The 20,564-nt window shown below is 41.5% G+C and carries 12 protein-coding genes; 9 read left to right on the top strand and 3 right to left on the bottom strand.

What is annotated here, in order from left to right; all coding sequences use genetic code 11:
• Positions 1 to 81 precede the first annotated feature (81 nt).
• A complete protein-coding gene (dcd, locus tag F3059_RS02785; RefSeq protein WP_151166421.1) occupies positions 82 to 612 on the bottom strand; it encodes a dCTP deaminase in 531 nt (176 codons plus the stop codon).
• Positions 609 to 1,706, bottom strand: coding sequence for an endonuclease/exonuclease/phosphatase family protein (locus F3059_RS02780; RefSeq protein WP_151166420.1), 1,098 nt, complete (start codon positions 1,704 to 1,706; stop codon positions 609 to 611). Before F3059_RS02780 ends, dcd begins: the two co-directional genes overlap by 4 nt.
• 100 nt (positions 1,707 to 1,806) lie before the next feature.
• Between F3059_RS02780 and F3059_RS02775 the strand changes: the two genes are divergently transcribed.
• The 5 genes from F3059_RS02775 (at position 1,807) to F3059_RS02755 (ending at position 9,777) form a co-directional block, all read left to right on the top strand.
• Positions 1,807 to 3,417: an endonuclease gene (locus tag F3059_RS02775; RefSeq protein ID WP_151166419.1), complete on the top strand. Its 1,611-nt coding sequence runs from the start codon at positions 1,807 to 1,809 to the stop codon at positions 3,415 to 3,417.
• A gap of 13 nt (positions 3,418 to 3,430) precedes the next feature.
• Positions 3,431 to 5,269: a tetratricopeptide repeat protein gene (locus F3059_RS02770; RefSeq protein ID WP_151166418.1), complete on the top strand. Its 1,839-nt coding sequence runs from the start codon at positions 3,431 to 3,433 to the stop codon at positions 5,267 to 5,269.
• A gap of 156 nt (positions 5,270 to 5,425) precedes the next feature.
• Positions 5,426 to 5,896: a T9SS type A sorting domain-containing protein gene (locus F3059_RS02765; RefSeq protein ID WP_151166417.1), complete on the top strand. Its 471-nt coding sequence runs from the start codon at positions 5,426 to 5,428 to the stop codon at positions 5,894 to 5,896.
• Between the two features lie 7 nt (positions 5,897 to 5,903).
• Positions 5,904 to 8,120: a DUF1566 domain-containing protein gene (locus tag F3059_RS02760; protein WP_151166416.1), complete on the top strand. Its 2,217-nt coding sequence runs from the start codon at positions 5,904 to 5,906 to the stop codon at positions 8,118 to 8,120.
• Between the two features lie 130 nt (positions 8,121 to 8,250).
• Positions 8,251 to 9,777, top strand: coding sequence for a DUF4153 domain-containing protein (locus F3059_RS02755; RefSeq protein WP_151166415.1), 1,527 nt, complete (start codon positions 8,251 to 8,253; stop codon positions 9,775 to 9,777).
• Here F3059_RS02755 and F3059_RS02750 read toward each other — a convergent pair.
• Positions 9,774 to 12,212: an outer membrane beta-barrel family protein gene (locus F3059_RS02750; RefSeq protein ID WP_151166414.1), complete on the bottom strand. Its 2,439-nt coding sequence runs from the start codon at positions 12,210 to 12,212 to the stop codon at positions 9,774 to 9,776. The genes F3059_RS02755 and F3059_RS02750 overlap by 4 nt on opposite strands.
• Before the next feature lie 201 nt (positions 12,213 to 12,413).
• Here F3059_RS02750 and F3059_RS02745 point away from each other — a divergent pair, with 201 nt between their 5' ends.
• From F3059_RS02745 to F3059_RS02730, 4 genes are read left to right on the top strand one after another with little or no spacing between them, the layout of a single operon-like run.
• Positions 12,414 to 14,264, top strand: a complete 1,851-nt coding sequence (locus tag F3059_RS02745; protein ID WP_151166413.1) for a DNA topoisomerase IV subunit B — start codon at positions 12,414 to 12,416, stop codon at positions 14,262 to 14,264.
• 17 nt (positions 14,265 to 14,281) lie between these two features.
• Entirely contained in the window at positions 14,282 to 16,171 is a 1,890-nt protein-coding gene (locus F3059_RS02740) for an energy transducer TonB (protein WP_151166412.1), read from the top strand.
• A 37-nt stretch (positions 16,172 to 16,208) separates the two neighbouring features.
• Positions 16,209 to 17,282 carry a hypothetical protein gene (locus F3059_RS02735; RefSeq protein ID WP_151166411.1) on the top strand — a complete coding sequence of 358 codons (1,074 nt, stop codon included), beginning with the start codon at positions 16,209 to 16,211 and terminating at the stop codon, positions 17,280 to 17,282.
• Positions 17,283 to 17,309: 27 nt separating this feature from the next.
• A complete protein-coding gene (locus F3059_RS02730) occupies positions 17,310 to 19,967 on the top strand; it encodes a DNA gyrase/topoisomerase IV subunit A (RefSeq protein ID WP_151166410.1) in 2,658 nt (885 codons plus the stop codon).
• Positions 19,968 to 20,564 lie beyond the last annotated feature (597 nt).

Raw genomic sequence — 20,564 nt, 5'->3', positions numbered from 1 at the left:
GGGTTTCGCTTGATTCCCAACAAATATACACTAATCAAAAAGGTAAACAACTTTTATCTGATACTCCTTGTATTGAGCTACTTACTTTGGCAGTTTATCAAAATCACGGTACAACATGCTGGCCTGGATGCCTTCGTTGTTTTGGTATTTTCCGCTGGTGTAAAGGTCGTAGTCGCCTTCGATGGTGTGGTAGAATATCTGGCAGATTTCTACACTTGGGTAAATGCGGATGGGCTGAACGCAAAAGATCTCAAGTGTCCAGTAGCCGTTGAACCCGATGTCGCCAAACCCTGCTGTTACGTGAATGAATAGTCCGAGCCGGCCGATTGACGAACGACCTTCGAGCATGGGAACGAATTTATCGGTTGAGGTCTTTTCGAGTGTACGCCCCAGGTAGAGTTTGTTGGGTTCCAGTAACAGACCTTCCTCGGGAATGGTAATCCTGGATGTAGGGTTTGGACTGCGCATGTCGAGCTCTTTGTTGTCGTAAGTGAGGAGCTCGTTGAAGAGGCGAAGGTTGTAGCTGTTTGGGTTGAGCTGTTCTTCGCTAAAAGGTTCAATCGTAATGCCTTTTCCAATTTCGCGCTTTATTTCTTTTCCTGATAATATCATTTAACGGCCTGTTTTTCGAGGAATTGCAAATCTAATAAAATTGGCAGGTGATCACTGTACCCACCGTTGTATCGCATCCCGATGTATGTTCGGTTGAGTTTTTTGCCCAGGTGGGTGCGGTCTTCCTCCAGCAAAAACGGGGCTTTAAAGATTACGGCATTTTTGGGAGAGGTTTTGAATCCGTTTGTTCCGTGGAGTAGATTTCCCGAAATTACTATTTGATCTAAAATTCCCCAGTGCCCCTGGTATTTGTGGGTTCCTTCAGATCCCATCTTAGGCCACATCATGTTGTACAGCGCAGTGTCGGGGAGGTTTGCCGTATCGGTTTTGGCGCGCAGATGCTCGAGCATGCTTTCGTCATTTGGGTGATCGTTGAAGTCGCCCAGAATGGCGATGTTGGCATTCGGTTCTGACCGAAAAATGGAGTCTACATGTGTCCTGAGGATATCGGCAGCTCTATTGCGTTTTGGAACTGTCACGAGGTGACCCCCATACCGCGATGGCCAATGGTTGATGAAGATGTGGATTTTCTTTTTGCGGAAAAGTGCTTCTACGTGTAAAATGTCGCGAGTGGGGCGGCTATCAGGCTCCAGGAAATCGACAGTTATAGCTTTAAAGGTGTCGATCTTTATTTTGTCGCGGTTGTAGATGAGCGCCACGTCAATTCCGCGGTTATCGGGCGATTCAACGTGAATGATTTCGTAATTGGTTTCTTTGAGCGGAGTGTTGTAGATCAAATCTTCAACTACCTGTTTGTTTTCAACCTCGCAAAACCCCATGATCTCTATCGGTTCCCAACCGCCCACTGCTGTAACGACTTTGCTGAGGTTTTTGAGCTTTTCGTTGTACTTGTACCAGTTGAAATGGTTGTTTCCACTGGGTGTAAATGAATCGTCATTTTTCAGTGAATCATCAGATGGGTGAAAGAGGTTTTCGAGGTTCCAAAACCCGATTCTGATTTCGTTTTCTCCGCGATAGCTGTCGTCAAAGTTGTTGACTGTCAGCCATGCATCGGTTGTGTCGGTGGCTTTTTGGTTCTGACCGAAACAAAGGGTAAACGCAAATGCGAATAGTATTGTCCACAAAAATCTCATGTTGCAAAAGTAAAACTGAATTTGCTGGGACACAGCAAAACAACGTTTATTTAATGTTATCTCGTTTTTGGGTTTGGCTGAAAAAGGTCAATTTTGCGGCATGAAATTGAAGAAACTCACTTTAGCGATTGCAGCCGGATTGGCGCTGCCTATTTTGACTAATGCTCAAATTACTTTTGATCAGAACCTCATTCAAATGAACACTCAAGTGCCTGGTTCATCGGTCTCGGCACAGGTAGAGCTCACGAATGAATACTCACAGGAAGTCACTATTGACAGCATTACATTGGGGAAACATTTTGGAACATCGGCTTTCACAATTTCACCTGCTGTGTCAACGATTTCAGGGAATTCCTCTGTAACGATTGATGTTGATTTTTCTCCTGTTCATAATATCACGCATTATTCGCAGTTGATGGTTTACACTCAGGATAGGGGAACTTTTTCAATTCCGGTTGAAGCAGATGCTGAAGCTTCAATGGGTGTTTATACGGGAACTGACAACCGTTCTGGTCAGAACCTGAAGAATGTTTTGGAGTCTATCGTAACCAATAACCACACGAACCAACTCGGGTATTCACCCGCTCGCGATGTGATGTTCATGACATCAGACAATCAAAAAGTGAATGGTAATGAGTCTGTCAACACGTTGGAATGCGTTTACACAGGAACTCAGGTGACGAATTACAGTGACAGGCAGGATGCTCAGAACCAGGGCTTCAATACAGAACATACTTTTCCGCAAAGTTTGTTCAACAGCAACTTCCCGATGAAAGGCGATATTCATCATCTTTTCCCTACAACCCAGCAGAGTAACAGTGCCAGAGCGAATTATCCGTTTGGTCATGTCAACAATGCCAACTGGAGCAACGGTGGGTCAAAAGGAAATAACAGCAAGTTTGAACCACGCGACAGCCAAAAGGGCAGAAGTGCAAGAGCAATGATGTATTTCGTTTTGCGCTATGGTGATTACAACAACTTTTATCAAAATCAGGAACACATTTTACTCGACTGGCACAGGACTTATGATCCTATACAGTTTGATCATAACCGAAATGATGCAGTAGAGAACGCACAAGGTAACCGCAACCCATTTGTCGATTATCCACAATTCATGGACAGAATGAAAAGTCTGGTGGGTAATGCAGATATGGATGAAGTGAATAATCTTATTGTTTCAAATGATACAATTGATAATGGAGGTAGAGTTTCAAATACCCAATATGCTGTTTCAGTTCGTAATGATGGAAATAGAGATGTAGAAATAACCGGACTCAGCGTAACAGATACAACTTATGTGAATTACCGAAATGTAAGTGGTTTACCTATCACACTTAAGCCTGGTGAAGGGTTGGAAATTGATGTTGAGTTTAACCCAGTATTTCTAGCTACAGGTGAAGTTTTAGTAGATGAAAATCTCAACATTGAAACAAATAAGGGAGATCATTCTGTAAACCTCAAGGCTAAATGGGTTGGAACATCAGTTGATGAATTGGCTAAAAATAAAGTTTCAATATACCCCAATCCGGTTAGAAACACTTTGTGGTTTACTGAGCAGGTTGAATCTGCCAGACTCTACGATGCAACAGGCAAACTTTTACTCGAACAACAAAATACAAACAACCTCGATTTGAGTAATTTACCAAAAGGTCTTTTCTTTGTGAAGTTCAGTTTTAACGGAGTTGAACAGGTAGAGAAAATTGTACACTGATAAATGATATAACATGATTGCGAGAATACTGCTGATAGTTTTCCTGGTTTTACCGATCAGTAATTTAATGGCAGTATCTCCTGAATTATCAAGGGCTGAAAAAATCCTCGCTTCTAAGCCGGATTCAGCCCTTTTTTATATTCAAAAAGTTCTCAAAGATTGCCAAAGTGACGAGCAATCCAATGAGTCGTGCTATCAGGCAAATTTATTATTAGGCAACTACCATTATCTAAAAGGAAATTTAGATGAGTCTATAAGCGCTTTTAAAAGGAGTTCTTCTATAGCAATTAAACTTTCAGATTCGCTGCGTATTGCAATGGCTCTGAACAATACCGGTTCAATATTCAATCAAAAAAGCGAGTTTGATTCGGCCAGGAAATATTTCAATCAGGCACTCACTATCAAGCAGAGCCACAACGCTGATACAATCAGTTTATTGAAGTCCATCATCAACATAGGAAATACCTGGAACAACGAATCCAAATTTCATACAGCTGCACAGTATTACCTGAGAGCTTTGAGGTTGTTGGGAGATGGAAGTAGAATGGCTACGGTCAGAGCCACACTTTTTTCAAATCTGGGAACGATCTATAAACAGTTGAATGAACCAGAAAAAGCTTCACATTATTACCGTCAGGCTTTGGGTGGGTTTAGAGAAATTGATGACTATACAGGGGTGTCATCAGTACTCAACAATCTTGGAAGTCTTTACCTCAATAAAAGCCAATCTGATAGTTCAGATTATTACCTTCAAAAAGCTAAGTCAGTTGCTGTTGATCACAATGATTCAGTTTCTTTGGCTTATGCGTTGTTGAATCTAGGGCAGCTCAATAATCTAGAAAGTCACTACGCAATTGCTGAAGATCAGTTGCGAGCAGCTAGTTCAATATTTGAGAAAAAGCGCTACACAGAAAAACAAGCTGAGTCTGAGTACAACCTTACTCAATCATTAATTAGCCAGGGCAAATTGAAAGCAGCTGAGAAAAGATTAAGGCCGGCAATTCAAATCATAAGAGATTACAATATTGAGACGAGTCATGTAGAAGCATTTAAGGTTCTGAAAGAATTACTCAAAGCTTACGGCAAAACTGATGAAGCACTTTCTCTTTCAGATTCTATTCTAATTTGGGAAACTGACCGCATAGCGATTGAAAAACAAAGACTTGTTGAGGATTTATCTGCACGTTATGAGTTGGAGCAAAAAGAACGAAAAATCGAACTACAGGAGTTGAAAATTCAGACTGCTGAGAATGAAGCTCAAACTCAACGGATTCTCAAAAAACGCTGGATTTATTTATCTGTAGGAGGTGGAGTCGTTGTACTTTTTTTAGTTATCTCCATTATACAATTCAGAAAGAGAAGCTCTCTCAATAAGCGCCTTCAGGAAGCTCAACTGAAGAACGAAAAACTCATAAATAATGAGTTGAAAACGAACATCAAAGCTAAAAATGAAGAACTTGCCAGGTTGGGTATTTATTTATCAGAGCGAAACGAGTTGTTGAAAGATATTTTGGAGTCTATTAAAAAGATCAATGATCCTAAAGCTAAGTCTGTTGGGTTGAAGATCAAGCAGTACCTAAACTCTGAAGTTGAAATGCACAGCTTTTTTGAAGAGGTAAAAAAGCAGATGAAGACTTTCTACAATAATCTTTCATCAAAATATCCCGACTTCACTCAAAAAGACCTCAGGCTTTGTGCTTTGATAAAGCTTGGACTCTCTTCAAAAGAAATTGCTTCAATTTTCAATATATCGACCAAGAGCGTTGATATGCATCGTTACAGAGTTCGTAAAAAAATGGACTTGCAACAGGAAAGCTCTTTGCGAGATGTTTTAAATGAAGTGAAAATGTAGAGATTTACAGTCTTGTAAATCAGTCACTTGTTAATGTTGTGTAGATGTATTTCATGACGTAAAAAGAGGTTTGTAGAGTTGAAATTGAAGTATTTACATGTATTATTATTTCTCTTATCTATTCTTTTGCCCTAGTAATTTGAAAATCAAATAAAAATGAAACTCTTGACTATTACCATTTCAATGTTGGCTTTGTCCTTTTCGGTCAGAGCGCAACAAGCTGTAGTCACAGCAGGAGGATCTGATTCTGCCTCAGGCGGGTCGGTATCTTACACTATTGGTCAGGTTGGGTATGAATCTTACACAACCAGTAATGGACAGGTTAGTGAAGGTGTTCAACAACCTTACGAAATTTATGATGTCACCGCGGTGAGAGATGTTATCGCGATGAAAGGTGTTGAGCTCTATCCTAATCCAGCTCGTGATAATCTCACGATTGAGATCGATCACAAAACAGCTTCATATACTGTAGTTGGAATGAACGGAAACTCACTTCGCGAATCAGTTCAATTAAATAAGGGCAAGAATAATATCGACCTATCAGGTTTTGCTCAGGGAATCTATTTCGTTCAGGTTCAATCTACAGATCAATCAGCAATGAAAATTTTTAAAGTCATTAAAAACTAATCGAACTATGAAAAGACTAACTAAAATAATTGGATCACTAGTTTTTGTTGTGTTTAGCGTTTTGCAACTCAACGCCCAATCCCCAAATAAATTCACATACCAGGCAGTTGTACGTAATGCTGATGGAGAACTCGTGAAAAACAGCACAGTTGGTTTACGCATCAGTATTTTACAGGGAAGTGCTACAGGAAATCTGGAATATGAAGAAACACATTCAGTACAATCAAATGCTAATGGCCTAGTCTCTTTGCAAATTGGAGATGGCAACACTGTTGATGATTTAAACGCAATCGACTGGTCTGCGGGGCCATTCTACCTTCAGACTGAAGTTGATTTTGAAGGAGGATCAAACTACGAATTGCTGGGAGTTACTCAACTAGTAAGTGTTCCTTATTCGCTCCATGCCGGAACTGCTGATAGCGTCATCAACGGTTTTGACGGCCAATATTCGAGCTTATCAGGGACACCGACAAATGTGAGCTCATTTACGAATGACGCTGGATATCTCACATCTGAGCAAGATGGTGACGCTACAAATGAACTTCAGGTTTTGACAATCAGCAACGACACCATTTACCTGAGCAATGGCGGTTTTGTGGAATTACCTGCTGGCTTTGACGGCCAATATTCGAGCTTATCAGGAACACCGACAAATGTGAGCTCATTTACGAATGATGCAGGATATCTAACATCAGAGCAAGATGGTGACGCTACTAACGAGTTACAGGTTTTGACAATCAGCAATGATACCATTTACCTGAGCAATGGTGGATTTGTAGAATTACCGGCAGGCTTTGACGGCCAATATTCGAGCTTATCAGGTACACCGACAAATGTGAGTGTATTTACCAATGATGCGGGTTATCTCACATCAGAGCAAGATGGTGACGCTACAAATGAATTACAAGTTTTGACAATCAGCAACGATACCATTTACCTTAGCAATGGCGGATTTGTAGCATTACCTGCAGGCTTTGACGGCCAATATTCGAGTTTATCAGGAACCCCAACAAATGTGAGCTCATTTACAAATGATGCAGGATATCTCACATCAGAGCAAGATGGTGACGATACAAACGAATTACAGGTTTTGACAATCAGCAACGACACCATTTACTTGAGCAATGGCGGATTTGTGGAATTACCTGCTGGCTTTGACGGCCAATATTCGAGTTTATCAGGAACCCCAACAAATGTGAGCTCATTTACAAATGATGCAGGTTATCTTACCTCAGAGCAAGATGCGGATAGCACGAATGAGCTTCAGGTTCTGACCATTAGTAATGACACTGTTTTTCTCAGTAACGGGGGCTTTGCTGAATTACCGGGAATGCCGGCTGGCTCAAATGTTGGTGATATGCGTTACTGGGATGGATCTGAATGGGTTGAAATCCCAATTGGTCAGCCGGGTCAGGTGCTTCAGGTAAATTCAAACGGAGTGCCAGCCTGGTTGGGAGCAGGTTACGCGAGTGTTAGTACAATATCGGCTACGAGCACGAGTCCGATTGACGCTACTTTCAACGGTGATGTAACGTCAAATAATGGTTCGCCCGTTACCGATTACGGTTTTTGCTGGAGCGTAAATCCTCAACCAACATTATCAGATAGTTTTCAAAGTGTGGGATCGGGAACTGGGAATTTTTCTCTCAACCTCTCTAATCTGAATGGTGGTCAAACATATTATGTTCGCGCTTATGCAACTAATGGTGCCGGAACGAACTACGGAAATGAGGTTTCCTTTACAATGGCATCAGCCTACAGTATAGGAAGCACTGGCCCTGCGGGCGGAATTGTATTTTACGATAAAGGATCATACAGCAATGGCTGGCGTTATTTGGAGTCATCAACAACTGATCAATCCACAAACTCTCAATGGGGTTGTAGTGGCACGAATCTCCCTGGAGCATCAGGATCAGGTTATGGAGATGGATATCAAAATACACAGGATATTGTAGCCGGTTGCGGAGGAACAATTGCTGCATCAATTGCTAATAATCTAAATTTAAATGGATACAGTGATTGGTTTTTACCCAGTAGAAATTCTTTAGACCTGATGTATCAAAACCTCTTTCAAAGTGGATTGGGCAACTTTGCAGTTGACACTTACTGGAGTTCTACTGAAGCATCCAGTATAAGTGGTTATGCTTACAATTTTTACAGTGGAGGAGTTGTTGTGAACAATAAAGTAGTTAACTACAGAGTAAGAGCAATTAGAAGATTCTAATACTCTCTTGACCTAATAAACTAAACTGGCCAGTCATCTCCGACTGGCCTTTTTTTTCATTTCTCAAAAAAAGTTAAGCGTCAACAATTTATACGGACTTTGTGCGTATTGATTAAAAATCAAACTGCACATGAGTTCATTCAAAAAAATCCTCTCGACACTTCTTTTAACAGTACTATTTGTTGTTCTCTTTTACGACCGCGACTGGGGCTTCAACATGTACATTTTTCAATTGATGTTGATTTCCTTACCACTATTAACCGGAGGAATCAACTGGAGCAATAACAACCAAAAAACACTCCTCATCACTTCGTTTTTGATGAGCACAGCGGCATTTGTCAATCACTCAGTAATTGCATTTCTTGTAAGTTGGTTGAGTGTGGGCCTTTTCGCTGTATCACTCTCAACAGCAAAGTCAGTCAGCATGTATTTCATGATTCCGCCTGCGATATTTGCTCCGTTTGAAGGCATTTATCGTTTTGTCATTTCGGTCAGAGCCGAACTGGCCGGCCGGGGTTTTCCAGTCAAAAAGATATGGCGGATGGCCATTTATGCTGGTCCGGCAGCGATAATTGTTTTATTTCTCGCTATGTACTCCAATGCTAATCCGGCATTTGGAAAGTACACAGCATCCATGTTTTCGTCAATTCTCAATTTCATCGAGTTGTCGTTAGATTTACTCGATTGGTTGATCATCGGCTTGTCGATTCTCGGCTTTTTGCTTTCAGTTGCGTTTTTGTATTCCCGAATTCCGAATAAATTCATTGAACTCAGCACTTCCAATAACGGTTTGCTGAACAGGCAAAAGTCTTCATCTACCTCAAAAAAACATCTTTCTGCCGCGGTAAGACAAGAAAATAAAACGGGAGTCTTTTTGCTGGTGGTTCTGAACGTGATGCTATTGATTCTTTTGACGTTAGAGGTAAAAGACGTTTGGTTTGGGTTCGATTACAACGGAGCTTTTCTCAAAGAATTTGTCCATGAAGGAATGTACATTCTCATCCTTTCGATTTTCATCTCGATGGGAATTGTATTGTTCTATTTCAGGGGGAATCAAAATTTCTTTAGCGGCTCCAAATGGCTCAAGAGACTCACTTATTTGTGGATCGGGCTGAATGCCGTTTTGGTACTTTCTGTCGCGATCAGGAACTTTTGGTACATTGAATATTTTGCTCTGGCTTACAAACGAATAGGGCTGATGTTTTTCCTTGTGGCAACGCTAATCGGGTTGTGGAGTATTTACAAAAAGGTGGAAGGTGTTAAGAATACGCATTATCTGTTGACAGTGAATAGCTTATCGGTTTACATGGTGCTTTGCCTGATGGCTGTTTTCAATTGGGATGTGATCATTGCAAAATACAATTTCGGTCAGAGCCGTGCGATGGTCGAGCTGTCGTATATGAGCCAGCTCAGCGACAAATCGCTGCCTTATTTGGTTCAGACCGAAGAGCGACTTGAAAAAATGCAGGATATTCAAAAAGAACAACTGAGTTTGTCGTCCTCATCTTTTGAACGTCACTATGAAACTCCGGCTGATTACAATACTGAGATTGACGAGCGTGTGAGCTGGTTTAAAAACGACTGGGAAAACAAAGATTGGCTGGAGTGGAATCCTGCTCAATACAGGGCTTTCAACAAGTTAGGGGAGATGGATTAAAAGTCATCTCCTCCAAAATCTCCGTCACCATCTTTTCCTTTGTCGAGATCCTCATTTTTGAGTCGGTAAGTGAATGAGAGAGTGAAAGTTCGTGGTCTCCACTGTCCTTCACTTTCGATCACAAAACCATCTCCAATTGTTGTTCCGCGGTATTTGCGCGAGTTGAACACATCGCGAACGTTGAAGTTCACCGCAAATTTATCATCCATAAACGAGCGACTAACTCCGGCCGTGAGGTAAGTGATGTTTTTTCTAATTCCCTGAGCAGTGACTGTAGCAGCGCGGTGGTTGGCTCTTAGTTGAATCTTGAAATCTCCCGGAGTTGTAATTTGAGTATTCAACTGAGATTGCCAGGTTGTAAATTGCCTGTTTGAGTTTTCAACCACATTTGAAGCATCGAGACGACTTCCGTAATAGTTTACTGAACCGCCAAGACGCCACCAGTCGAATGGTCTGTACATTCCGGTCAACTCAATACCGTAATATTCCTGTTCGTTCACGTTTTGAGGTCGGGAGATTGTTACTCCATCTTCAATTGTTGAAACACGCTGAATCACACCGGTTGAATGACGGTAATAAGTTGAAATATTCAAGTTTCCTTTTTGCTTGAAGAAGAGGTAAGAGGCTTCGAGAGAGTTTGTGTACTCCGGGTTGAGTTGCGGGTTACCGCTTCTGAAGTTGAGTGGGTTGGTGTAACTGAAAAACGGATTCAAATCCCAAAAGCCGGGTCGGTTAATTCTGCGGCTGTAGCTCAACTGAACAGAGTTTGTCTTATTGACCTCATACGACATGGAAAGAGTAGGGAACGGGTTGATGTAATCGCGGGTGATATCATCGTTTGTTTGTTCCTGAACCACATTGATAATGGACCACTCTGCACGCAACCCTGCTGCAACACCAAATTTACCCCATTTGTTGGTATACATTCCGTAAGCAGCGTGAATTTGCTCATCGTAGAGAAAATCATTTGTAAAGCGTGGGAGTGTTAAGTAGGCGTCAGAATCCCGATCGTAATCTTCCACGTAATAATCAGTATTGATAACTCTCCAACTACTTTTTACACCAAACTCGAGTTTTCCGTTTTCGCTGAAAGGGTGAACATAATCTGATTGAAATACGAGATTGTCTTGTTCTTCGCGGTTGTAAGTGTTTTGCAGTGCAAAAAGGCTGTCGATTTCATTTCCTGAGGGACCGTAGAATCGTTGCTCGGCTTCGGTATCCTCAACTTCATCGCCTGTGTTGTAATCAAGGCTGGTTACCCATTCGCGTTTTTCTTCAGGGTATGTACGTCTGTATTCAAAAGTGATGTCGTAGTTTTCTTCGTCTTCAATTTCGTCATTTTCACGCAAACTTGTCGATCTCAACCTGTAAGGATCAAAAGTTCTAAAGTCAACATCACTGGTATTATTCCCGCGAGAAGTACTGTAAACTCCGTCAAAACTGAATTCGTTGTATTCTCCCGGACTCCATTGTACGCCTCCCATGATGTTGTGGCTCTGACCACTGCGCATTCCCTGATCATCTTGCAAAACCGTAACGGCTGTATCGTTTTCCAGAGTTTGGCGTTTTTGCTCAGAGTATCTCGGTCTGGATCGGTCTCTAAAACTGTAATTCCCTGAAAAACTCCAGTCGCCACGTTTGTGCGACAAACTAGCCGATGCGTTGTAACCCCACGGATAACGAGCTCCGGCACTAAACACAGCATTTGTACCCAGTTCTTTATCTTCTTTTAGAATAATATTGATGATGCCGGCCATTCCCTCTGCATCGTAACGAGCACTTGGGTTTGTAATAACTTCAACGCGTTCAACCATGTCGCTTGCGAGCATTCTCAAAGCATCCTGGCTACTCACACCAACGAGGCCACTTTGTTTACCATTGATCAAAATGCGTACATTGCTGTTTCCGCGCAAACTCACTGATCCGTCATTGTCGACAGTAACACTGGGTACATTTTCCAAAATATCAGATGCTGAACCGCCCTGTGAGGTGATATCCTGACTCACTTCAAATGTCTTTTTCTCCATGGTCAGAGCCATTTCACTCCGCTCGGCCTCTACAACAGCTTCCTTGAGTGTTTCGGCTTTTTGACTGATCTCGATCGGATCCATTTTTACGACATTCCCGCTGACTGTAAATGGTTCTGAATATGTTTTTCCATAACCCATGAACTCTACGAGTACTACAAATTTTCCATCACTCAGCTCGATCTTGTACTCACCGTTTTTATCCGTTATAGTTCCGTCCTGGAAAACTGAATCGGGGAGGGAAATAACAGATACTGATGCAAACTGAACAGCTTTTTTGGATTTTCCTTCGACAATTGAACCCTGAACTCCGTTATCGATCGATTTCTTCTGGTTCTGACCAAAAGAATAAAAAGGAACAGTGAATAATAAAAGACTGAAAAATGTGGATAAAATGTGTTTTGTCATATCAATTACTCAGGGCCAATGTAACGGCCCAGTCTTTACAATGGTTCAAATTTTTACAAAAATAGTGTCTATACATCTATTCTTTGTTTATTTTGAAAACTTTAACGTTTTGTGAAAAACTGGACATGCCTCCTTTGCACAAAAACGGACAGATTGACTACTTTTACGGAATTTCCCAGAGATATTTAGTGATTAGTGGATATGGCAGAAGAAACGAGTTATACTGAAGATAACATACGCTCGCTCGATTGGAAAGAGCACATTAGGATGCGTCCCGGGATGTACATCGGGAAGTTGGGTGATGGTAATGCGAGTGATGATGGTATATACATTCTTTTAAAAGAGATTATCGACAACTCGATTGATGAATTTGTGATGGGCAATGGTAGAACGATTGACATCACGATCAAAGATGGAGTTGTGAAAATACGCGATTACGGACGTGGCATTCCGCTAACGAAAGTGATCGATTGTGTTTCCAAAATTAACACCGGTGGTAAATACGATACCCGCGCTTTTAAGAAGTCGGTTGGATTGAATGGTGTCGGTACCAAGGCGGTTAATGCTCTTTCTCAGTTTTTCAGAATTGAATCGATCAGGGAAGGGAAAATCAAGTTGGCTGAGTTTGAGCGAGGCGAGCTGAAAGTAGATGCTGAGATTGAGGAAAGTCCAAAGCGAAAAGGAACAAAAATCACTTTCGTTCCGGATGAAGAGGTTTTTAAGAACTTCCGCTACAAGATGCAGCATGTTGAAGAGCTGTTGTGGCATTACGCATATCTCAACCGCGGACTCACAATCAACTTCAACGGAAACAAGATCAAAAGCGATAACGGATTGCGCGATCTGTTAGAGCAAAAACTCTCTGACGAACCACTATACCCGATTATTCACCTCGAAGATGACGATGTGGAAATTGCGATCACGCACACACAGGCTTATGGTGAAGATTACTACTCATTCGTGAACGGACAGTACACGCCACAGGGTGGAACACATCAAAATGCCTTCAAGGAAGCGTATGTGAAAACCATTCGTGATCACTTCAATAAGAATTTTGAAACAGTCGATATCAGATCCGGAATTGTAGCGGCTGTAAGTGTGAAAGTACTGGAGCCCGTTTTTGAATCGCAAACCAAAACAAAATTAGGTTCTAATGATGTGGGACCTGAAGGGCCAACCATGCGTTCGTTCCTCAATGAATTTATAGGAACTCAGCTCGATAACTTCCTGCACCGCGAAACAGAAACGGAACAAGCTGTGCTAAAACGTATTCAGCAGGCAGAGCGCGAACGTAAAGATTTGGCCGGAATCAAAAAACTGGCAAAGGAAAGAGCTAAAAAGGCGAGTCTGCACAACAAGAAACTCCGCGATTGCAAAGTTCACTACAATACAAAGCATGAACTAAAGGATCAAACGACCTTATTTATAACGGAGGGTGATTCGGCATCCGGTTCCATTACCAAAGCGCGCCAGGTAAAAACTCAGGCTGTTTTCTCATTGAAAGGAAAGCCTTTGAACTCGTTTGGGCTCACCAAAAAAATCGTTTATGAAAACGAAGAGTTCAACCTTCTACAAGCGGCTCTGAATATTGAGGACGGAATTGAGAATTTGCGTTACAACAACATCGTTTTGGCCACTGATGCCGATGTCGATGGGATGCACATCCGCCTGTTGTTGATCACATTCTTCCTCCAGTTCTTCCCTGATGTAGTGAAGAATGGACACCTCTACGTGTTGGAGACTCCGCTCTTTAGGGTTCGGAACAAGCAAAAAACTTTTTATTGCTATTCTGACGAAGAGAAGAATGATGCAATCAAAGAACTTAGAGGCAAACCGGAAATCACTCGATTTAAAGGACTGGGTGAAATCAGTCCTGATGAGTTTGCCAATTTCATAAGAGAGGATATTCGCCTCGAGCCTGTGATCATAGGGAAAGATACTCCCGTTAGTAATCTTTTGCAGTTCTACATGGGCAAAAACACACCAGACAGACAGAAATTTATAATCGATAATCTAAGAGTAGAAGAAGTATTAGAAGAAAATCAAGTTTAACCTAAACCTAAATTTTTATGTTTCACAAACACCTTACACTATTGACATTTTTAGCGATTGGAGTCTCTGTATTTGGTCAGGGAACCAAGCAGATGAGAACCAATTACATGAAAATATCAAATGGTGCTATTGAAGAACATCTCGAAGACTACACATTTAGAGATGGCGACACACTAAAGTTTTATTTTAATTCAGACTGGGAGTTAATCGATAATCCCAACACGGCTACCTATTATCGCAAAGCCTGGATGAAATCGAGCGAAAGCGATATGTATGAAGTTAGGGACTACTACAAAAATGGAACAGTCCAAATGAAAGCGAAGTCACCAAAGCCATATCCGTTTAATGATTACGGCATTTATCACGGTGAAGTAGTTCGTTTTCATGAAAATGGAGATACTGCAAGCTATGAAGAATACGACATGGCAAGGCACACAATGTCAACATGGGGAACGCATGAAAACGGTAACTTAAGTCATAAAGGCCAGTTTGACAGAGCCGGTTTCAGAACCGGAAGCTGGGAGTTTTACTACGAAAACGGAAACCTTGAACACAAGGGAAGTTATGCTCATTACGGTAAAAAAGAAGGTGTTTGGAAATATTATCATGAAGATGGTTCATTGGCATCTGAAATGACTTACGATCAGGGAAACCTTGAAGACACTTACACTGCTTACTATGAAAGTGGTCAAATACAAAGACAGGGCGAGTACAAAAAAGGTGATCGCCATGGAGAGTACACTTATTACTATGAAAACGGAAATGTAGATCGCATACTCGAATATAAAAAAGGCGAATTTCACGGTGATGTCAAAGGCTATTATGAGACCGGAGAGTTGAAATATGAAGGCCAGTACAAAAGGGGTAATAGAAGAAAAGAAAGAATCTACTATCACGAAAATGGAACTGTTGAAGAAACATACGACTATGACCGAAAAGGAAATATAAAGGAAAAATCAAATGCTTTTTACAGCAATGGAAATGTCCATATCGAGCGTTCATACAATCGTGATGGCCATTTGACTGGAGATTACAAGCGCTATTTAAAAGACGGTACACTCAAAGAGGAAAAAGTTTATAATAACGGTCAGATCTCTGGGGATAGCAAACTCTATTACGATAATGGTAAAAAGCACAAAGTAATTACCTATGATCGTGGGATAAAGGCTGATATTAAATACTTTGACAGAGAAGGTAAGCAGGTGTCAGAAAGCGATTTCTTTAAGCATCCAGAATTTGAAGGCTACATGAAAGGTGTTTTCAACTCTAAAATGGAAATCCCTAAGAAATACAAAACAACTGCTAGAGCTGTAATCCACTACAGAGTCAATAAAGAAGGAAAAGTAGACAGTACTTCAGTAATAGTGAGTGGTAGCGATTATTCTGATACTCTTGCTCTAAAAATTATTGAGGAAATGGAGTTTGAACCAGGAATTTACAACTTTGAAAAAGCTTCATACTCTAATGAAATGATTCTGAACACCTATAAAGATGGAGATACTAAGGTCACTGTTGGAGAGTATTATTATTCAGGAGACAAAAACACAGTATTTTACGGTGTAGATAGAGAGATGGACTACAAAATTGCAGCTACTGCGAGTCACATAGTAGAAACCAAACCTTACTTCAAAGGCGGCAACGATGAATTAGGTCCTTACCTCGATGAAAATCTCACATATCCTGAGGTTTCAAAAGATCGTAGAAATGCAGGTGTAGTTTTTTCTCAATTTATTGTTGAGCCCAGCGGAGTAATTTCGCAATGTGAGATTTTGCAGGGTGTTGATCCATTGGTAGATTACGAATCATTGAGTTTCATTTATGAAATGCCAGTGTGGGAATCGGCAACTCAGTATGAAAAAAATATTCGTTATAAAATGAATTTCCCAATTCGTTATTCAGTAAATTAATCATGTAATCAAATACAAATTCAAAATATCTTTTTTTATGAAAAAACTAATCTTAACCCTTACGTTGATCTTTTCGCTATCCGCTGCTTACAGTCAGGATGCTAGACAATACCAACAAATCGTAAGAATGACCCCTACACTTAGTGAAGGAATAGACGACCAACTATTTGCACCAAATGCAAAGGTTGCTCTGGTTACAGTTATCCCATCAACTTTTTCAATGGAGCCTGAAAAAGGAAGTGAATCAGTTGCTAACATATTGATAGAGCAACTCAAAAATGATCTTCAATCAATGGGTGTAAATGTTGAATATACTCTTCATGAGCCAGTGCGAACAAGTTTTGGAAACGTTGAAGGAGTGAACAAGCTCACAAAGAGTCTCCACGAAAACGACATCAATTATCTTGTGCAGGTGGGGTATCCTGCGTGGGCTAAAAAGAGTAAAGCACTTAAAAAAGATGATTTCTTTGTCACAATGAGTGAATACAGAGGAATTCCTCTCGATGATAAATATATGGCTTATTATCCTATAAATGGCGATGAATATGACGCTGGAGCAAAAGCTATATTTGGAAGTCTTGATGATATTAAATCAAAACTAAAAGAAGCTAGTAATTCAGCACCTAAAGAAGAAGCAAACTTTAAAGGTTATATTGTGGATGAGCCAATCGAAATCAAAATTGAAAATGGTATACCTGAAAACCTGAGTTCAAGAACACTTCATCAAATTGATTATTCAGATTATACTAGTCGTTTAGGAGGAAAAAAATATGAAAAATTGATGGAGGCTTTTGATGAACTAGCTGAAGATGGATATGTTGCCGAAACAAAATCTTTTGATTTGAATGGGGATAGAAGTGATGTTGAACTAGCTACAGCTTTTGTCTCAGGTTTGAGCACGATAACCAAATTCTCGACTTCACATAAGACTTTTGGTAGAACAGATGTGTCAACTAAACTTACTTTTTATTTTTTCTTAATCGATTATAAAACCAATACTTACTACCTGGCTTTTTCTGATAAAAACAAACTCAATGAACCTGTTATGGCTGATATTAAAAAAGCCGGAGAAAACCTGGCAGAGCGAATTGAGCGTTTATCAGATAAATAAACAACTCTCAACTTTTTAAGATAAAAAATGAGCGAGGACATCGACAAAAACGAAGAGAACGAAGAAAGAGACGAAGAACTGGAACAGGAAGCGGCCGAAGCTGAAGAGCTGGATAAAGTCATTCAGGTCTCGGGGATGTATGAGGACTGGTTTTTAGATTACGCCTCGTATGTGATTCTCGAACGTGCCGTTCCGCATATCAATGACGGACTCAAACCCGTGCAGCGCAGGATTTTACACTCCATGCGCGAGATGGAGGATGGCCGTTACAACAAAGTAGCAAACATCGTGGGGAATACAATGAAGTATCATCCCCACGGTGATGCTTCTATTACCGATGCGCTCGTTGGGATGGGGCAAAAGAACCTCCTCATCGATACGCAGGGTAACTGGGGTAACGTCCTCACTGGCGACAGTGCAGCTGCCCCTCGTTATATCGAGGCCAGGCTCACAAAATTCGCGCTCGAAGTTGCGTTCAATCCCAAAACAACCAACTGGTCGAATTCCTATGACGGTCGGAACCGTGAGCCGGTTACCTTACCGATGAAATTTCCGCTACTCCTCGCACAGGGCGTGGAAGGGATCGCAGTTGGGATGTCTTGTCGAATTCTACCGCATAATTTTATCGAACTCATCGATTGCTCAGTGAAATACCTGCAAGGCAAACGATTCACGCTCTATCCTGATTTCCCTCAGGGCGGAATGGCAGATTTCACAAATTACAATGACGGTCTGCGTGGTGGTCGTGTAAGGGTCAGAGCCAAAATAGAGATCGAGGATAAAAAGACGCTCAAGATTACAGAAATCCCATTCGGAACCACAACAGGATCATTGATCGACAACATCCTAAAAGCAAACGATAAAGGGAAAATCAAGATCAAGCGAATAGAGGACAACACGGCTGAGGAAGTCGATATTCTCATTCATTTGCCGTCAGGTGCGTCACCGGATAAGATGGTAGATGCGCTTTACGCGTTTACAGATTGTGAAATGAGCATCGCGCCAAATACATCGGTTATTCAGGATGATAAACCGCGATTTGTAGGTGTTACTGATGTACTCAAAGAATCGACTGATGCAACGGTTGAACTCCTCAAGCGAGAACTCGAAATAGAGCTGGGAGAATTACAGGAAAAATGGCATTTCTCTTCTCTCGAAAAGATATTCATCGAAAACAAGATCTACGTAGAGTTTGACGGTAAAACTTATGAGGAAGCGATGGAACTCACTCATGAGTTACTCAAACCGCATGTCAAGCATCTCGTTCGCGAAGTGACTGATGAAGACGTGCAAAAGCTGATGGAAATCCGCATGCGCAGGATTACCAAGCACGACTCTGAAAAAGCCGATACATTCATTGCATCGTTGGAAGATGACATTGCACGTGTCAAAGATCATCTCGCCAATTTGATCGAGTTTGCGATCGATTACTTCAAAAATCTGAAGAAGAAGCACGGTAAAGGGATGGAACGCAAAACCGAAATCCGTGAATTTGAAAACATCGAGGCGAGCAAAGTAGCTGTTGCCAACGTAAAACTCTACGCGAATTACGAGGAAGGTTTTGTAGGTCACGGACTCAAACGCGGTGAGGGCGAATTCGTTGCCGAGTGTTCTGACATTGACGATATTATTGCCATTCGTGAAGATGGTAAAATGATGGTAGCTAAAATTGCCGATAAATTTTTCATGGGCAAAAACCTGCTTCACGTTGGAGTTTGGAAACGTGGCGACACGCGCACGACTTACAACATGATCTACAAAGATGGAGCTACCGGACCTTCTCGTGTGAAAAGATTCAATGTAAAATCGATCACGCGCGAACGCGAGTACGATCTCACAAAAGGTTCCCCTAAAAGCAAGATTCTGTATCTCACAGTGAACCCGAACGGAGAAGCTGAAACGGTTCAAATCGTGCATCGCAATACGGGGAAAATTCGCAAGCTCAAGTTTGACTTTGATTTTTCTGAACAGGATATCAAGGGTAGAGGAGCAGGCGGAAATATCCTCACCAAGCACCCGATCAACAAAATCGTTCTCAAAGAAGAAGGTGTTTCCACGCTGGCTGCCCGTAAAATCTGGTTTGACGAAACGGTGAAACGTCTCAATACTGATGGACGCGGAGAGTTGCTCGGTAAGTTCAAAGGAGATGATAAGATTCTGCAAATCACACAGAGCGGTCACTACAAACTCACGAGCTTTGATTTGAGTACCAAGTTTGAAGAGGACTTCATCATCCTGGAAAAATGGAATCCCGATAAGCCGGTAACAGCAATTTACTGGGATGGCGAAAAGGAACAGTTCAATGTGAAACGTTTCCAGGTTGAAGATACTGACAAGAAAACGCTTTTCATTACCGATCACCCCGATTCGTATCTCGAACTGGCAACTACAGATTGGCGTCCGCAGATCAACATTGCTTACGACCAACGCAGTGCTTCACGTGAAGACGAACAGGTTATTCTGGACGAGTTTATCGCAGTTAAAGGTCTCAAAGCAATGGGAAATAGACTCACACCTCACAAGGTAAAAACGATCGATCTATTAGATCCTTTACCTTATGAAGAGGAGGAAGAGTCAGAGCCGGAAATAGAATTGCCGTCACGCGAGAAAAAGGAGGAGGACGGAAGTGATTCCAATGACTCTGAAGGTGATGATGATGGTCCAAGCCAGGGAACTTTGTTTTAAAGGTGTTTAAAGGTCGAGCCCCGTTCCTTGCGTCACGAGGGTCTAAGTTCATCTATGTCTTTGACTGAGGTCAAAGAGCAAGATTCACTAAGAGTCAAGGTCGAGGTCAAGAGCATTCTAATCATGCTTTTGGTGTTAATGAATGTTTAAGTTGTTATTGGTCCTGATCCTAGTGGGGCTAGGATCTAAGTTCATCTAAGCCTTGACTTACATTAAGGACTAAGATTCGCTAAGATTTGAAGTTGGTGGGTTTGGTGTTTGTAAGTAAGTGTGGATTCTAACGAAATACCCGGCTGCCGAGCGAAGTCGAGGCATGAGGGAGTAAAAAATGCAAGATGGTAAGTGCCGTAGGCACGACTTAAAGCTAACTCTGGGCTTCAGCCCAGAGCAAAGTGCATGAGAGTCATCAGCGAGTGCTGTAAGCACGGCCCACAGAAAAAAATATCTAACATGTGAAACGTGAACCGTACCTACGGTACTCAAATCCTAACTATGAAACTTATGCTCCGGGTTAGCACCCGGAGATAAATGTCTATCGTGCCTAACGGCACATTATTCGTTTCCCTAGCTGTCGCGCGATTTCATCGCGTGGATGAT

The organism is Salibacter halophilus, assembly GCF_008806325.1.
Lineage (GTDB): Bacteria > Bacteroidota > Bacteroidia > Flavobacteriales_G > Salibacteraceae > Salibacter > Salibacter halophilus.
This window is presented reverse-complemented; position numbering and strand designations above follow the sequence as displayed.

What these genes read in the sequence shown, in the direction of transcription:
- F3059_RS02735 (WP_151166411.1), top strand. Translation starts at nt 16,209, where the DNA reads ATGAAAAAACTAATCTTAACCCTTACGTTGATCTTTTCGCTATCCGCT.
- F3059_RS02775 (WP_151166419.1), top strand. Translation starts at nt 1,807, where the DNA reads ATGAAATTGAAGAAACTCACTTTAGCGATTGCAGCCGGATTGGCGCTG.
- F3059_RS02770 (WP_151166418.1), top strand. Translation starts at nt 3,431, where the DNA reads ATGATTGCGAGAATACTGCTGATAGTTTTCCTGGTTTTACCGATCAGT.
- F3059_RS02780 (WP_151166420.1), bottom strand. Translation starts at nt 1,706, where the DNA reads ATGAGATTTTTGTGGACAATACTATTCGCATTTGCGTTTACCCTTTGT.
- F3059_RS02750 (WP_151166414.1), bottom strand. Translation starts at nt 12,212, where the DNA reads ATGACAAAACACATTTTATCCACATTTTTCAGTCTTTTATTATTCACT.
- F3059_RS02745 (WP_151166413.1), top strand. Translation starts at nt 12,414, where the DNA reads ATGGCAGAAGAAACGAGTTATACTGAAGATAACATACGCTCGCTCGAT.
- F3059_RS02765 (WP_151166417.1), top strand. Translation starts at nt 5,426, where the DNA reads ATGAAACTCTTGACTATTACCATTTCAATGTTGGCTTTGTCCTTTTCG.
- F3059_RS02755 (WP_151166415.1), top strand. Translation starts at nt 8,251, where the DNA reads ATGAGTTCATTCAAAAAAATCCTCTCGACACTTCTTTTAACAGTACTA.
- F3059_RS02730 (WP_151166410.1), top strand. Translation starts at nt 17,310, where the DNA reads ATGAGCGAGGACATCGACAAAAACGAAGAGAACGAAGAAAGAGACGAA.
- F3059_RS02740 (WP_151166412.1), top strand. Translation starts at nt 14,282, where the DNA reads ATGTTTCACAAACACCTTACACTATTGACATTTTTAGCGATTGGAGTC.
- F3059_RS02760 (WP_151166416.1), top strand. Translation starts at nt 5,904, where the DNA reads ATGAAAAGACTAACTAAAATAATTGGATCACTAGTTTTTGTTGTGTTT.
- dcd (WP_151166421.1), bottom strand. Translation starts at nt 612, where the DNA reads ATGATATTATCAGGAAAAGAAATAAAGCGCGAAATTGGAAAAGGCATT.